Genomic DNA, 15,775 nt, shown 5'->3' with positions numbered 1-15,775 from the left:
CTGAGCCGCGGCCGTTCACGTGAGCCGCAGCACGGCCCCCAGTCGCCGCCGACGCGCGAGGACGGTCTCGGCCGCGGCGGCGACCAGGATCAGCGCGGTCACGGCGACGACGAGGGCGAGCGTCAGCGAGTAGTCGGTGCGCAGGGCCGGTTGGGCCGGGCCGCCGGTGAACTGCCGCAGGTCCAACGCCGGTGCCATGAGCCGCGGTTCGAGCAGCCCGAGCAGCGTGCCGCCCACCGCGGAGGCGACCGCCAGCGGCAGCAGTTGCAGGAAGTGCAGCGCCCCGGCCTCCTTGCCGCCGAGCCCGAGCGTGCGCAGGAACGAGGCGGTGCGACCGCGCTCGTGCGCGGTGAGGGTCAGTTCCAGGGCGAGCGTGAGCAGGCCGGCCAGCGCGGCCAGGATCGACGTGACGGCGTAGGCCGTGTCGAGTCCCCGCGTCAGCCCGTCCGCGCGCAGGGCGCTCAGCGTTTCGGAGCGGACGCGGATCCGGGCCAGCGGCCCGAGCGTCTGAGCCGCCGCCGACCGCAGCGCGGCGGGCGTGGCGGGGGCGGTCCCGTCGGGAGCGCCGCCCTTGAGCAGCATGACGGTGCTCCCCGAGGACTGCTCGGGCATCAGGTGCTCGGCGCCCGCCGTGGTGATCAGCAGCGGCGTCCCGGCGGGAATCCGCGCCGTGACCGGCCCGAGGAGGGGGTCGTGCAGGTCCGCGCCGGTGAGGGTGCCGACCGGCGTGAGAACCAGGTCCACCGGCCGCCGCCCGAGGATCGAGACGCTGGAGGTGAAGCCACCGGTGCGCTCGCGCGCCCGCAGGTCGGGCGAGAGGAAGGACGGCAGCGGGACGCGCGCGTCGATCCTGGTTCCCGCCGGGGTGGCCAGCCCGGACAGCAGGGCGTTGGCCAGCGGCGACTTCGGTGCGACGGCCGCCAGTTGCCGGGGGTCCACGGTGATCACGGCGACCTGCGTGATCAGCGCGCCGTCGACCTGTCCCACCAGGTCGAGGGTGTGCAGATGCTGGACGACGGTCCGTATGCCCTTGCCTGCGCCGGTCCCCGGCGCGGCGGTCCCGGTCGTGGCCCCGTTCGCGGTCCCGGCCACGATCGCGCTCGCGTCCGCGCCGGTGGTCCAGTCCGCGCCCGCGGCCAGGCCGTCGCCGATCGTGCGCTGCACGAGGCCGCCGAACACGGCCGTCCCCAACGTCAGGACCAGGACGAACAGCGCCAGCCCGGTCGCCGGGGCGTCGTGGGCGGCCCGTGCCGCCCCGATGAAGCCCACCGCTCCCCGGGCGCGCCGGGTCCGCCGCAGCACCACGCGCAGCGCGAGCGGGGAGATCCGCAGCAGGAGCAGCACGACGGCCAGCGCCACCAGCACCGGCACCGCGCCCAGAATCCCGTCGGGCCCCTGCGAACGCAGCGCGACCACGCCCGCCGCCGTCGCGAGCAGCACCGTCAGCTCCAGGACCACGCGGCGGCCGGTGACAGCGCGGCGGCGCGAGCGCCGCGGTCGGCCGGGCCTGCGCGGCTCGCGGACCGCGAGCCACGTCATCAGCGGCACCGTCACCATCACGACCGCGGCGGCGAGCGCGGCGGGCACCGGCTGCGGCGATCCTGACGTGCCGCCGGGAGCCAGGGCCCGACCGGCCGCCCAGCCGAGCGCAGCGCCGATCAGCACCACCGGCCAGGCCACGGCGCAGCGCAGCAGCACCAGCCGCGCGGTGGACGCGCCCCGCGCGCGCTGCAACCGCAGGTGCGCCCGCCGTCGGCGCAGCAACAGCCGTACGGCGACGGCCACGGTCGCCAGCGCGACCGCGGCCAGCGCGTCGACGGCGTACATCGCCAGCGCCCTGGCCTGATGGTCCTGAGCGGTGAACTCGGCGAGCAGCGGCGTCAGGAAGTCGGTCACCAGCAGGGACCCGGTGGCCTGACCGCGTACGTGGCAGCTGATGTCGCCGGAGATCCAGTCGGTTCCCTGGCACAGGGCGGCGCTCAGGTCCGCGCCGTAGTGCGACAGCGGCCCGGCCAGCGCGCGGGCCTGGTCGAGCGCCGCTCCCGACAGGTCGGCCCGCAACTGCCAGGTCACCCGGGGCCCGACGACCCCGGCCCCTGCGAGCAGGTCGGCGGCGTCGAGGCCGACGAGGCCGCTGACGGCGAGCACCGTGCCGGCGGAGCGCTCCGCCGGGTAGCGCGTCGGCTGGTCCAACGACGCCCGCCCGGCCCAGAAGCCGTCGGCCGCGGCCGTGGTGCGGTAGACCCCGCTGACCAGCAGGTCGACCTGGGGCGGCGCGTTCCCCACCGCGGGCGTCCTGGCGAATTCCAGCGTCAACCGGCTCCCGGTCGTGACGCCCAGGGCCCGCGCCGTGGCCTGCGACAACCCGATCTGGGGCGCGGTGCCCAGCGGCGTGCGGTCGGCCGGGGCGCGGCCACTGACGTAGCGCAGATGGGCCCGCGCGGACGGCAGGTAGCTGAGCGCCAGCTTGGTAGCGGTGTTCGCGGGGCCGGGAGGCGGCGGTGCGACCAGGGACGCCGGGTTGTAGTCGTAACCGCCGCCGACGGAGGTCAGGCGGCGCGCGCCGGTGCCGCTGAGCTGCTCGGTGAAGGTGCTTCCCGCGCCCAGCAGGGTGGCCATGTCCACCGCGGGCGGGTCGGTGTCGAAGACCTCCGGAGTGGCGCTGACGCTGATCAGCGGCGCCTCGGCCTGCGCCGCCGCGACGCGCTGCCGCAGCGCCCGGTCCTCCTGGCGGCCCACGACGGCCGGGGCCCAGGCGCACAGCGCCGTCAACACGATCACCATGACCGTCAGGCAGACCAGCAACGGGAGGTCGCCGCGGGTCTCCTGACGTATCAGGCGCAGTGTCACCGAGGCGCCCGTACCGCCCGGCCGCCTCACCGCCGTGTCCGCTCCCGCCGATCCCGTCTCTGTCGTACCCGTTGCCCCAAGTCCCTTTCCGGTCACGTCCGTTCGCTCGGCTCGCGTCTCCGCCCCGTCCGTTGCCCCACGTCCGTTGTCCCCCGCGCCCGTTCCCTCGGCTGGTGTCCGCCGCCCCGCGCGGTCGCGTCCGGCCCGGCTCATCGGTCCTCACCCGCTCGCAGCACGCGTACGAGGTCCACCCGGGCCAGCAGCCGGGCGAGCGCCAGCACGATCGCGCTGATGGCCACAGCGGTCGCCACCGCCGTCAGCGTCACGGTGCCCCACGGAGTGACGTTCGGCAGCGGGGGATACGGGGCGTGGCCGCTGTCGTCCACGGTGACCAGCGGCAGCACCGCCGAGGCCAGGGCCATGCCCATCAGCGCGCCCGGCACCACCGCGAACAGCGCCAGACTCAGCTGCTCGGCGCCCAACAGCGCGTACAGGCCGGTGGACCGGACGCCGATCGCCCGCAGCAGCGCGAATTCCTTGCGGCGCCGCCGGGTGGAGACCACCGCGTGCACGGTGAAGGCGATGACCGCGAAAGCGGGGGCCAGGTAGCGGACGAGTTCCAGCACCCGGCGCAGTCCGGCGCGGAACGGGTCGTCGCGCAGCGCCGCCGCGGTCCGTTCCGCTGTCGTGACCCGGCCCAGCGCGGGCCGCGCCTCGGCGGCAGCGGCCGTACGCGCGCTGTCGGTGCTGCTGATCCACCAGAACGCGGGATCCTCCTGGTCGACTCCGGCCACGGTCATCGCCGCGGCGAGCTGGCGCTGATCGGCGATCAGATGCCCCTGTCCGCGGCCCAGTCCCGGCAGCGAGTCGACCAGGCCCACGATCGTCGCGGTGATCCGGCCGCCGCCCAGATCCAGTGTGGTGGTGCTGCCCACGCTCAGGCGCGTGTCGCGCAGGGCCGCGGCGTCGGCGCGTACCGGGAGCGGCGAAGGCCGGTCGGCCGGGCCCGCCACGAGGCGCACCTGGCTGCCGGGCCGGGTCTCGTAGTCGCTGTCGGCCAGGCCGCCGAAGGCGTCTCCGGTCGCGGTCGAGGCCCTGACGCCGGTGCTGACGGTGGTCCTGAGCACCTCGGAGCGGCCGGGGGCGATCGCGCACACCCCGGGAGTGCCCGGACTGTAGTCGCCCGCCGGTTTGCCTTCGCAGGCCCCGGCGGTGGCGTCGGAGGCGTGGGTCGTACCGTCGGCCCAGACCTGGCCGCCGGGAAGGCCGGTGACCCACGTGTCCGCGCTGTCCCGCGCGCCGACCCGGATCAGCTCCAGGTCGAGCCGCGCGGGCCGCGCGTTCGGCTGCGGCAGGACGTTCACGGCGGTCACCGTCAGCGGATACGCCCGCGGGTGGCCGTCGCTCAGCGCCACGTCGAGGGGGACCACGACGGTGTGCCGGGCGCCGTCGGCGGCGGGCAGGCGGGTCGCCAGCGTACTGACGAGGCCGGACGCGTCCTGCACGGTCAACTCCAGATTCGGCGCCGCGCGGCTGCCGTCGCTGCGCAGCCGCTCGTCCAGCAGCAGCGCGGTCGGACGGCCGGGGAGCGGCACCCCGAAGACGGCCGGTGACGGGGTGGGGGGAGCGGGCCCGCCGACCGTGCCGACCAGGCCCTCGGTGGCGTCGCCCGGCAGGTTCACCGTCGACTGCGTCACCGGGGTCACGGCGGTCACCGCGGGCAGCGCGCGATAGGCGGCGCCCAGTACGGACGAGGGGTAGCCGCCGTCCGCCGACGGCTGGACGCGTACGTCCGCGCCGACGGTGAACGCGGCCTGCTCGGACGCCAGTCCGCCCAGGCAGGCCAGCGCGGTGGTCGCGAAGGCGCTCACGGACACGGCCAGGCACATCAGGACGACCGGTCCCGCGTTGCGCGCGGCCCGGCGGCTCAACTGCCAGCCCGCCAGCGCGAGGGCCAGGCCCCGGCTGCGACGGCCGAACGCGTCCAGGAGCAGGGAGGTCAGCGGCAGCAGGCGCAGCAGCAGGAGGGCGGCGGCCCCGGCCACCAGGGCGGGCACCAGGACCAGCACCGGGTCCGCGCCCGCGCCGCCCGTGCCGACGTCGGCGATCAGCGAATGGTGCCGCCGCAGCTCCAGATAGCCCAGGGCCGCGACGGCCAGCAGCGCCAGGTCGGCGCCCAGCCGCTGGGCGGCGGCGCGTACACCGCGGGCCGGCCGGGACCGCGTCGAGCGCAGGACGGGCAGCAGCACCGCCGCCGCGTGCACCAGCAGGGTCAGGCCCACCGCCGCCCACGCGGCGGCTCCCCGGCTGCCCGGACGCAGCAGCCCGGCCAGGAACGGCGCGACGGCCGCGGCCGGAACGCCGGTGACCGCCCACTCGGCCGCCGCCGCGCGCAGCAGTCGCGGGGTGCCCGCGCCCCTGGCCTGCTGGAGTGCCAGTTCGTCGCGCCGGTGCTCGGTGAGCTGGCGGGCGGCCAGTACCAGGGTGGCCAGGGCGAGGACCGCCAGCAGCACGCTCGGCAGGTACAGCGAGGACCGGGCCGCCACCATCGGCACCGCCAGGCCGTCGATCGCGCCCGGCAGCCCCGAGGCCACCGTCAGGTCGTCCAGAGCGGGCTGCCGTCCGCCGAACACCGACACGCGGCTCGCGCTGCCGGAGAAGGCGCGCATCCGGTCGTGCAGTCCGGGGAGGCTGTCGGCGTCGATCCGGGCGAAGTCCGGCTGCATACTCCAGTGGGCCGTCAGATGGCTGTTCAGGACGACGCTCCCGTTGAGAGCCGACGCCGAGACCACGAGCAGGTCCTGGCTGGCGGTCTCGTCCGCCGTCACGTCGCCGGCCATCGCGGGCCAGAATCCGACGGGGCCGGTCGGCCGGAAGACGCCGGTGATCCGCAGCGTCATGGAGTGCCTGAAGCCGTCGCGCACCTGGAGGCGGGAACCGGCGGTGACTCCCAGCCGCCTGGCCAGCGCGTCCGGCAGCGCCGCGTCGACCGGGGCGGTGGACCCGGCGGCGATCCGTACGTCGGGCAGCGAGGTGAAGGCGCTCGCCGTCGCGTCCGCTGTGCCGACCGGCCACCGTCCGGCGACCAACTGCCCGAATCTGCCCGCGTTTTGGACGGCGACCGGGTGCAATCCGGTTCCCCCGGGGCCGCGCGGCGGGCCCGTGACCCCGTCGATCCCCGTCACCGAGACCGGTGAAGACCCCAGCAGCCCCACATAGGTGTGCTGCGGCACCCCGGCGAACGTCCGGTCGGCGGCGGCCCGTACATCCCGGTCGGCGACGGCCATGCCTCCGGCGCGGAAGGGCGCGTTGACGGTCACCTGCGCGTCGAGGTCGGCGGCCAACCGCCGTACGGCGCCCGCCTGTACCGAACTCCCGGCCAGCGCCGCCAGTGCGGCCAGCGCCGTCGCGCACAGCAGGACGGTCACGGCGACGGCGGCCAGCACCAGCCCGTGCTGCGTGGCCTGCCGTACCACCGTGGGGAGCCGCCGTCGGGCCGGTCCCGGGACTCCCGGGCGTCGTCGCGGCGACGACGTGAAGGCCGTGGCGACCACATGAACCCCCGCGTTATCGAACATGTGACGGTGACGGCGCGTCACAGTCCTACCAGGGCATCCCCCAACGGGGCAAGCAGAGGCCCGGCGCGGGCCTGTGGGGAGGCCCGGCGCGGGGCCTACGGGGAGGCCGAATCCCGGCCCGGCGGCGCGGGCGGGGCCGCGCGCGTACCCGATGGGCCGACCCCGCACCTGTCACGGGCGCGCCCTCACTCGGGCGGCTCACCGCTGCCACCGGGGTGGCGCACAGGGCCGGGGTGCGGAGGGAGGCAGCCCCGGCTCCGGAGCCCACTGTCGCCCCGTCACCACCGCCGCCCCTGGCCCGAGTACCGGCGAATCCAGGTTTGTTGACCGTGGTGGCCCACAGCGAGAACCCTTCTGCCGCATTTCGGACCTGGCGCGTTGCAGGCCCCCTCGGCGCATGGTGCTTTATGCGTAGCTTAAGCCTCATATCGGACTTGCTCGGTGCCGTCGCCGTCACCGTACGGCGCGGTCATCGAGGTTCCGTTCAGGGCTGAGCCGTCCCCGCTCTGCGCCGTCCCGCCCCCAGCCGGGGGGCGGCGGCCCCGCCTGGAAACGGATGGTCCATGCAGTCTTCCCACCCGCCCCGCCGCACGGCGGCCCGCGCCGCCGAACGCTCACTCGCCACCGCCGGCCTGCTGGCCCTGGTGTCCTCCGTCGTCCTGACCGGTCTGACACCCGGTGTCAGCTCCGCCTCCAGCCACCGCGAGGCGCCGCTGATCGCCGGGGACCCCAAGGCGGACAACACCGACGTCTACGCCTTCACCAGCCCGGACAACCCCGACACCGTGACCCTGGTGGCGAACTGGATCCCGTTCGAGGAGCCCAACGGCGGCCCGAACTTCTACCCGTTCGCCAACGACGCCCACTACAACATCAAGATCGACGCGGACGGCGACGGCAAGGCCGACACCACGTACACCTGGTCCTTCACCGACCACTACCGGGACGAAGCCAACCAGTTCCTGTACAACACCGGGGTCGTGAAGTCGCTGGACGACACCACCTTGAACTTCCGTCAGACGTACACGCTGACGGTGACCGACGCGGAGGGCAACACCAAGACGCTCCTCAAGGACGCGCCCGCGGCCCCCTCCAACGTCGGCAAGGCGTCGATGCCGGACTACGCCTCACTGCGCAAGGAGGCCACCGTCGCCCTCCCCGACGGCGGCCAGACCTACGCCGGGCAGGCGTCCGACCCGTTCTTCCTCGACCTGCGGGTCTTCGACCTGCTGTACGGCGGCAACCTCAAGGAGACCGGCCACAACACGCTCGCCGGTTACAACGTCAACACCATCGCCCTCCAGGTGCCCAAGTCCGCGCTGGCGCTGAAGGGGGACGCGACCCGCAACCCCGTCATCGGCGTCTGGTCCACCACCGACCGGCAGGGCGCGGCGGTCGCCGCGCCGTCCGGCAAGGGCGACGAGGGCATGGCGTCCCACGGCGCGGAGGGTGCCGGGGGCGCGGGGGGTGCCGGGGAAACCGCGGGCGCCGCGGACTCGCAGGACGAGGGCAAGGGCGGCCCGCCGATGCCCGACAAGGGCGGCGAGACGGGCTGGCACCAAGTCTCGCGCCTCGGCAACCCGCTGGTCAACGAGGTCGTCGTCCCGCTGAAGTACAAGGACGCCTTCAACACCCTCAACCCGGACCAGGACCACACCGTGCAGCCGGTCGTCGACAAGGTCCTGGACCCGATCGTGCCCAAGCTCATCCAGAGCATCTACGGCGTCCCGGCGCCCGCCACCCCGCGCAAGGACCTCGCCGAGATCTTCCTGTCCGGAATCTGCAAGGCGTGCGGACCGGTCCAGGCCGACCTCAACTCGCAGTTGCTCAACGCCGACGTGGACAAGGCGAAGTTCACACCGTCCGAGGAACTGCGGCTGAACATGGCCGTCGCGCCCTCCGCCAACCCCAACCGGCTCGGCGTCCTCGGCCAGGACCTGGCCGGCTTCCCCAACGGCCGGCGGCTCAACGACGACGTCGTCGACATCGAGCTCCAGGCGCTGGAAGGCGCGGCGGAGACCGGAAAGATCGTGCCCGCGCTGGCCGCGGGCGACGCCGTCGACACCCCCTACCGCCAGCCCGGTTCGACCTTCCCGTACGTGGCGCTGCCCAACACCGCCGCGGTCAACCAGGCCGACTCGCTGCACCCCGACGGCGGCGTGGGCGCCGGCTTCGGCGGCACCGCGTTCCACGGTGGCTTCCCCGCCGTTCCGGTGACGGCCCTGGGCGGCGGCGCCCTGCTGGCCACCGCCGGACTCCTGGCGCTGCGCCGCAGGCGCGCCGACCGGGTGTGACCGCCCCCGCCACCTCGGGCCGCCCGGCCTCCGCACCGGAGGCCGGGCGGCTGCGGCGCGCCCTCAGATTCCGCCCCGCCCGGCCCTGGCGCCTGATCACCGCGCTGGGCGTCCTCGCCGGTCTGGGCATGATGACGGCCGGAGGCTGCGCGCTGCTCACCGCCCGGCCGCCGAAGACCACGCAGGTCGACGTCGGCACGCTGCCGGTCCCCGCGACCGCCGGGGGCCACGCCGCCGCCGTCGCCCCCGCGGCGCCCGCCGCACGGCCGGTCCGGATCCGTATCCCCGGCATCGGCCTCGACCACCCCCTGATCGGCCTCCAGGTCCAGCAGGACGGCCACCTCGGCGTGCCCGAGGACCCCGGCCAGGTCGGCTGGTGGAGCGACGGCCCGCGCCCCGGCGACCCGGGCGCCGCCATCGTCGTCGGCCACGTCGACTCCCTCACCGGCCCGGCCGCCTTCTACGGACTGTCCACGCTGCGCCCCGGCGACCGGATCACCGTCGACCGCGCCGACCACACCCACCTGGACTTCACCGTGCGGGCGCTGCGGCAGTACGAGAAGGACGCGTTCCCCGACGACCAGGTCTACGCGACCGCCGGTCCGCCCACGCTGCGGCTGATCACCTGCGGCGGCGCGTACGCGGGACCCGAGGGCGGCGGCTATCTCGACAACGTCGTCGTCTACGCCACGCCCGCCGACCCGAAGCCGCCGCGCCCGTCCCCCCACGCCACCCCCAAGACCCCCCAACGGAGCGGGAATTGACTACGTCCGTCCGCCGGAGCCCCCGGCGTCATCTGCTGTCCGCCGCCGTCACCACCGTCCTCGGCGTGGGCCTCTTCCTCGCCGGCGGCCTCGGCCTCGCCCCCTGGCCGGTGACGGGCGCCGACCGCGCCCCGGGTCCCACGGGCGAGGCCGGGGCCCCGGCGGCCGGCGCGGACCCGCTCGCCCAGGACATCGACGGCATCCAGGTCCACCTGCGGCAGAGCCCGCGCGACGCCGTCGCGCTCGGCACCCTCGGCCTCGACTACGTCCAGCAGGCCAAGAACACCGCCGACCCGACGTACTACCCCAAGGCGGAAGCCGTCCTGAAGCGCTCGCTGTCGGTGGACGCCACGGACAACTTCACCGCGATGGGCGGCATGGCCGCCCTGGAAGCCGGGCGGCACGATTTCCGCCAGGCGCTCACCTGGTCGCGCAAGGCCGTGGCCGTCAACCCGTACAACTCGTCCCTGTACGGCACCCTGGCCGACGCCCTCACTCAGCTCGGCCGTTACGACGAGGCCGCCGACGCCGTACAGCGCATGGTCGACCTCAGGCCCGGCGCGCCCTCGCTGGCGCGCGCGTCGTACGTCGCCGAACTGCGCGGCGACATCGACACGGCCAGAACCGACATGCGCCGCGCCCTCCAGGACTCCGCGGGCCCGGCCGACCAGGCGTTCGCCCACTACTACCTCGGCGAACTCGCCTTCAACAACGGCGATCCGGCCACCGAGCTGACCGAGGCCGCCGCCGGTCTGCGCGTCGCGCCGACCTACACCTCGCTGTTCCAGGCCAAGGCCAGGGCCGAGGCCGCGCTCGGCAGGACCGACGCCGCCCTCGCCGACCTCAACCGGGCCGTCCAGCGGGTACCGCAGCCCGAGTACGTGCTCCAGCTCGGCGAGCTGTACCAGTCCCTCGGCCGCACCGCGCAGGCCGACGAGCAGTACCAGCTCTTCCGCGCCGAGCAGAAGCTCTTCGCCGCCAACGGCGTCGCCCTCGACTCCGACGCGGCCCTCTTCGAAGCCGACCACGGCGACGCCGCGCAGGCCCTCGCCATCGCCCGCCGGGGCATCGAGTCCCGCCCCTTCATGGACACCCACGACGCCCTGGCCTGGGCCCTGCACGCCAACGGCCGCGACCGCGAAGCCCTCGCCGAGAGCGACCTGGCCCTCGCCCAGGGCACCCGCAACGCCCTGTTCCGCTACCACCGCGGCATGATCGAACGGTCCCTCGGCGACGCCGCGGCGGCCCGCACCGACCTCGCGACAGCCCTGTCCGTCAACCCCCACTTCAGCCCCCTGGCCGCCCCCAAGGCCCGCGCGGCCCTGACCGCCCTGACCGGCCCATCCCGGCGCACCTGACCGTCGCGGAGTCCCGGTCCTCGGCGGCTGGGCCGGGCACCGGGGCGTTCGCGCTTCTTGACGGGGGTTCGGGTGGCGTGCCACGGTGAGGATATTACTTAGGGATGTTAAGTGATTCCTCGAGGAGCCGTATGAAGCTGAGGTTGTCGCCCGAGGACGCGGCCTTCCGTGACGGGTTGCGGCGGTTCTTCACCACGCGGGTGCCGGGGCACATTCGGGAGACGGTGGCGGCGCGCGAGGAGTTGACCAAGGAGCAGATGGTCGAGTCGATGCGGACGCTCGACGCGGCCGGGATCGCGGTGCCCAACTGGCCGGTCGAGTGGGGCGGGAGGGACTGGACGCCGCTGCGACGGCACATCTGGCACGAGGAGATGCAGGCGGCCTGCGTTCCGCCGCCGGTCACCTTCAACGCCTCGATGGTCGGCCCGGTCATCGCCGCGTTCGGCTCGCGGGAGCTCAAGGAGCGCTTCCTGCCGGCCACCCGGAACGTCGACATCTGGTGGTCGCAGGGCTTCTCCGAGCCCGACGCCGGTTCCGACCTGGCCGCTCTGCGCACCTCGGCCGTACGCGACGGCGCGCACTATGTCGTCAACGGCCAGAAGACCTGGACCTCCTACGCCCAGTACGGCGACTGGATCTTCACGCTGGTGCGCACCGATCCGGACGCCCCGCGCAAGCAGGCCGGCATCTCCTTCCTCCTGATCGACATGGCCTCGCCGGGCGTCACCGTCCGGCCGATCCAGCTCATCGACGGCGGGAGCCTGGTCAACGAGGTCTTCTTCGAGGACGTGCGCGTCCCCGTCGACAACCTCGTCGGCCAGGAGAACCACGGGTGGGACTACGCCAAATTCCTCCTCGGCAACGAGCGGGTGGGGATCGCGGGCGTGGGCGGGACCAAGTGGCTGCTGGCGCAGGCCAAGACATGGGCCGGGGACCGGCTGCGCGAGGATCCGCTGCTCGCGGCGGACTTCGCGCGGCTGGAGAACGACCTGCTGGCGGTCGAACTGACCTCGATCCGGGTCGCCGCCGACTCGGCGGACGGCAAGGCGCAGCCCGCCTCGTCCGTCCTCAAGCTCGCCGGATCCGAACTCCAGCAGGCCGTCACCGAACTCGTCCTCGGCCTCGCGGGCGAGCAGGGGCTCTCCGGCGACCCGGCCGCGGGCGCGCCGCCGTGGACCCGCCCGGCCGCCGCGGCCTATCTCCACCTGCGGGCCGCGAGCATCTACGGCGGCTCCAACGAGGTGCAACGACAGATCATCGCCGGCACGATCCTGGGGCTGTGAGACATGGACTTCGACCGCACCGACGAGCAGCGCGCCCTGCGGGACGCCGTACGCGGTCTGTTGGGCACGGCCTACGCCACGGTCCAGGGCCGCCGTGACGCCACGGCCGAGGAGCCGGGATACGACGAGACCATGTGGTCCCGGCTGGCCGCGATGGGCGTCCTCGGACTGCCGTTCGCGGAAGAGGCCGGCGGCATGGGCGCGGGCCCGGTCGAAGTCGGCGTGGTGGCCGAGGAGATCGGGCGCGTACTGGCCCCCGAGCCCTTCGTCGAGGCCGTCGTCCTGTGCGGCGGCCTCCTCGCGCGGGCGGGCGGCGACGTGTCCGGCATCGCGGACGGCACCCTCCTTCCGGCGTACGTCGGCGGTCCCGGCGTCACGGCCCGGCGCCACGGCGAGCGCTGGGTGCTGGACGGCGGCGCCTCGCCCGTACTCAACGGAGCCCGTGCCGACCTGCTCGTGGTGGTCGCCGACGCCGGCGGAACACCGGCGCTCTTCACGACGGCCGGGGGTGAGCGGACCCCGTTCGGTACGTACGACGGGGGACGCGCCGCCCGGGTGACCTTCGACGCGACCGCCGCCGAGCCGCTGGGCGATCCGGCCGCCGACGCGACCGGCGTGATCGCGTACGCCCGGGCCCGCGCGCAGGTGGCGTACGCCCACGAGGCGCTCGGCGCCATGGAGCGCGCGCTGGAGATCACCCGCGACTACCTGCGCGACCGCCGCCAGTTCGGGAAACCGCTGAGCGCCTTCCAGAACCTCACCTTCCGCGCCTCCGACATGTACGTCTCGCTCGAACTCGCGCGCAGCACGGTGCTCTGGGCGTCGATGGTGCTCGCGGAAAGCGACGAGAGGGAGCGGGAGGGCGGTCTGGCGGGGAGCGGCGCGGCCGAAGGCATCGAGGCGGCGTCGCGCGCCAAACTCCGGGCCGCCGAGTCCGGGCGGCACATCGGCCAGGAGGCGATCCAGTTGCACGGCGGGATCGGCATGACGATGGAGTACCAGGTCGGGCACTACGCGATGCGGCTCACCACCATCGAGCACCTGCTGGGCGACCGGCGCCACCATCTCTCCCGCCTGGCGGCGGCGGTCGGCGACCACCGGGCCGTGAACCCGCTGCAATAGCCGGCGCCCGGCCGCCGCAGGAGCTGACGCACGAGCCGCCGCACGAGCTGACGAACGAGCCGGCGGACGAGTCGTCCGATGAGCCGGTGGATTCTGTCGATAATCCATTAACCATGCTAATTTATTGCGCAATCCGAAAGGGGCCCCCATGGCAGGGTCGGTCACCACACACGAAGCCCGGCTCACCCACGACGGCGCGGAACCCCTCACCGCCGGTTCGTTCGAGGTGGCCGAACGGGAACTGCCCCCGGCGGTCGACGGCGAGATCCTCGTCGAGGTCCGGTACGCCTCCCTCGATCCCTCGCAGCGGATCCGGCTCCGGTCGGAGGGCGCCGGTTTCGTCCCGCCCGCCGGAGTCGTCGGCACCGTCGTGGAGTCCCGGAGCGACGCGTTCGACGTCGGGGACACGGTGACCGCGCCGGGCGCCTGGGCCACCGCGGTCCGCGTCCCGGCCGCGAGCGCCGAGCGGTACGACGCCCCGGAGGGTGTGGCCCTCCACCACGCGGTCGGTCTGCTCGGACTGACCGGTCTGACCGCCTACTTCGGGGTACGGCGGGTGCTCCGCCCGCGTCGCGGCGAGAAGATCGTCGTGACCGGCGCCTTCGGGGGAGTGGGGCAGGTCGCCGCGCAGCTCATCGCCGCGAGCGGCGCCGACGTCCTCGGCGTCGTGGGCGGCCCCGACAAGGCGCACGGCCTCAAGCGGCTCGGCATCACCGCCGTCGACCACCGGGCTCCGGACTGGACCGCCGAGGTCGACCGCTGGGCGCCCGAAGGGCTGCACGCGGTCTTCGACAACGTGTGGGGCGAGACGTCCGCGCGGCTGGTCGAGCGGCTGCGACCGCTCGGCCGCGTCGCCCTGTGCGGGCAGATGTCCGGCATCGGCGAGGCGGTGGTCCCGCCGCTGCCGCTGGACAACTGGTTCCGGCTGGTGACCCGTTCGCTGACCGTCCAGGGTTTCCGCGCGGCCGACTTCGCCGCGGAGAACGCCGACGCGCGCCGGGCGCTCGCGGACATGATCGCCTCGGGCGCCCTCGACCAGGAGATCCACCTGGCGCCCGGCCTGGCCGCCGCGGGCCCGGCCTTCGCCGACCTGCTCACCGGCCACGTCGTCGGCAAGCTCGTCGTAGCGGTGCGGGAGTGAGCGACGGTGCGGGATCACGTAGCGGTGCGGGAGTCAGTGACGGTGCGGGATCAAGCAGCGGTGCGGGAACGAGCGGAGGTACGGGCATGAGCAGCGGTACGAGCGCGGGCGCGGACGCCCTGCGGGACGACGTACTCGCCCTGCTGGCCGGGGACGGCGACAGACTCGCGGACCCGTACCCCACCTGGAACCGGCTGCGCGAGGAGATCCCCGTCTGGAAGCAGGGCGACGTGGTGATCCTGAGCCGGCACGAGCACGTGCACCAACTGCTCGGGGACAACAACATCCTCTACAGCCGTCAGGGCACGAAGACCTCCGCGCGCTACGAGCGCGCCAAGCGGGAGTTCAGCCCGCACGGCAGCGCCGCCTTCGGCCAGGTCCTCGACCAGGAGTTCCACCAGTTGGTGCGGATGGACCCGCCGGACCACCCGCGGGTGCGGCGGGCGGTCCAGCCGCCGTTCTCGGCGCGCAATCTGGCCCGTGAGATGCAGGACAAGGTCAGCGAACGGGTCGACCGCAATCTGACCGCGCTGGCGGCGGGCGGCGGCGAGGCCGACTTCAAGAAGTTCGCGTACTCCCTTCCGCTCCAGGTGCTCGGCGACCTCCTGGGCATCCCGATCGACGACCTCGACATGGTCCACTCATGGGCCCAGAAGATCGCCGAGAACAAGTTCAACGCCGACTCCGAGAGGGCGGCGGTCGAGGCCGACGAGGCGTACCGGCACCTGATGACGTACATCGACGTGCTCGTGGCGCGCCAGCGGGCGAGCGGCTCCGAGACCGGCCTCGTGGCCGCCCTGCTGGAATCGGAGGACAGCGGCGTGGTCTCCCACGAGGAGGCGATGGCCATGATGGCGCTGATGATCTTCGCGGGACACGAGACGACCAGCAATCTGCTGGCCATCGGGCTGCTCGAACTGCTGCGCCACCCGGACCAGTGGGACCTGCTCGTCGCGGAGCCCGAGCGGGTCCCGGCGGCGGTGGAGGAGCTGCTGCGCTTCGTCACGCCCGCGCACTTCCTGCCGTACGTCGCGAAGGAGGGGCGGGAGGTCGACGGCGTCGCGGTCGAGGCGGGCGACACCGTCATCGGTGTGCTCGCCGCGGCCAACCGGGACCCCGCGGTCTTCGCGCGGCCGGACGAGCTGGACATCGCCCGCTCCGACAGCCGCGCGCACGTCTCGCTCGGCCTCGGGCCGCACTTCTGCCTGGGGGCCGGTCTGGCGCGGATGGAGGCGACGGCGCTGTTCGGCACGATCGCGCGCAGGTTCCCCGGCGCGCGGCCGGTCGAGGCCGACCTGCGCTGGGGCGGCCGTTCACTGCGTACGCCACTGGCCATGCCGGTCCGACTGCTGGGCTGATCGGATGCCGTGACGGCGGCCGATCCC

The 15,775-nt window shown here is 74.2% G+C and carries 9 protein-coding genes; 7 read left to right on the top strand and 2 right to left on the bottom strand.

All coding sequences use genetic code 11. The annotated features are described in order from the left end of the window. Nucleotides 1-15: 15 nt before the first annotated feature. Complete coding sequence (locus ACIO6U_RS14965; RefSeq protein ID WP_401719054.1) at nucleotides 16-2,850, bottom strand: hypothetical protein; 2,835 nt, start codon at nucleotides 2,848-2,850, stop codon at nucleotides 16-18. A 209-nt stretch (nucleotides 2,851-3,059) separates the two neighbouring features. Further along, nucleotides 3,060-6,326, bottom strand: coding sequence for an FtsX-like permease family protein (locus ACIO6U_RS14960; protein ID WP_401719052.1), 3,267 nt, complete (start codon nucleotides 6,324-6,326; stop codon nucleotides 3,060-3,062). 665 nt (nucleotides 6,327-6,991) lie between these two features. On the opposite strand from ACIO6U_RS14960, the gene ACIO6U_RS14955 reads away from it, so the two are divergent. The 7 genes from ACIO6U_RS14955 to ACIO6U_RS14925 all read left to right on the top strand — a co-directional run bounded on the left by ACIO6U_RS14955 (nucleotide 6,992) and on the right by ACIO6U_RS14925 (nucleotide 15,748). Beyond that, nucleotides 6,992-8,722, top strand: a complete 1,731-nt coding sequence (locus tag ACIO6U_RS14955; protein ID WP_401719049.1) for a DUF4331 domain-containing protein — start codon at nucleotides 6,992-6,994, stop codon at nucleotides 8,720-8,722. Continuing rightward, entirely contained in the window at nucleotides 8,719-9,486 is a 768-nt protein-coding gene (locus tag ACIO6U_RS14950) for a class F sortase (protein ID WP_401719048.1), read from the top strand. The genes ACIO6U_RS14955 and ACIO6U_RS14950 overlap by 4 nt, the downstream gene beginning before the upstream one ends. Then, nucleotides 9,483-10,844 (top strand): tetratricopeptide repeat protein, encoded by a 1,362-nt coding sequence (locus ACIO6U_RS14945; RefSeq protein ID WP_401719045.1) that lies wholly within the window; start codon nucleotides 9,483-9,485, stop codon nucleotides 10,842-10,844. The genes ACIO6U_RS14950 and ACIO6U_RS14945 overlap by 4 nt, the downstream gene beginning before the upstream one ends. Before the next feature lie 131 nt (nucleotides 10,845-10,975). After that, entirely contained in the window at nucleotides 10,976-12,127 is a 1,152-nt protein-coding gene (locus ACIO6U_RS14940; protein ID WP_355342498.1) for an acyl-CoA dehydrogenase family protein, read from the top strand. 3 nt (nucleotides 12,128-12,130) lie between these two features. After that, nucleotides 12,131-13,249, top strand: a complete 1,119-nt coding sequence (locus ACIO6U_RS14935) for an acyl-CoA dehydrogenase family protein (RefSeq protein WP_401719043.1) — start codon at nucleotides 12,131-12,133, stop codon at nucleotides 13,247-13,249. Between the two features lie 148 nt (nucleotides 13,250-13,397). Beyond that, nucleotides 13,398-14,390, top strand: a complete 993-nt coding sequence (locus ACIO6U_RS14930) for a zinc-binding dehydrogenase (RefSeq protein WP_401719040.1) — start codon at nucleotides 13,398-13,400, stop codon at nucleotides 14,388-14,390. An 86-nt stretch (nucleotides 14,391-14,476) separates the two neighbouring features. After that, complete coding sequence (locus ACIO6U_RS14925; RefSeq protein WP_401719037.1) at nucleotides 14,477-15,748, top strand: cytochrome P450; 1,272 nt, start codon at nucleotides 14,477-14,479, stop codon at nucleotides 15,746-15,748. Nucleotides 15,749-15,775: the final 27 nt, after the last annotated feature.

The organism is Streptomyces sp. NPDC087422, from assembly GCF_044744145.1.
In the GTDB taxonomy this organism is placed as follows: Bacteria; Actinomycetota; Actinomycetes; order Streptomycetales; family Streptomycetaceae; genus Actinacidiphila.
This window is presented reverse-complemented; position numbering and strand designations above follow the sequence as displayed.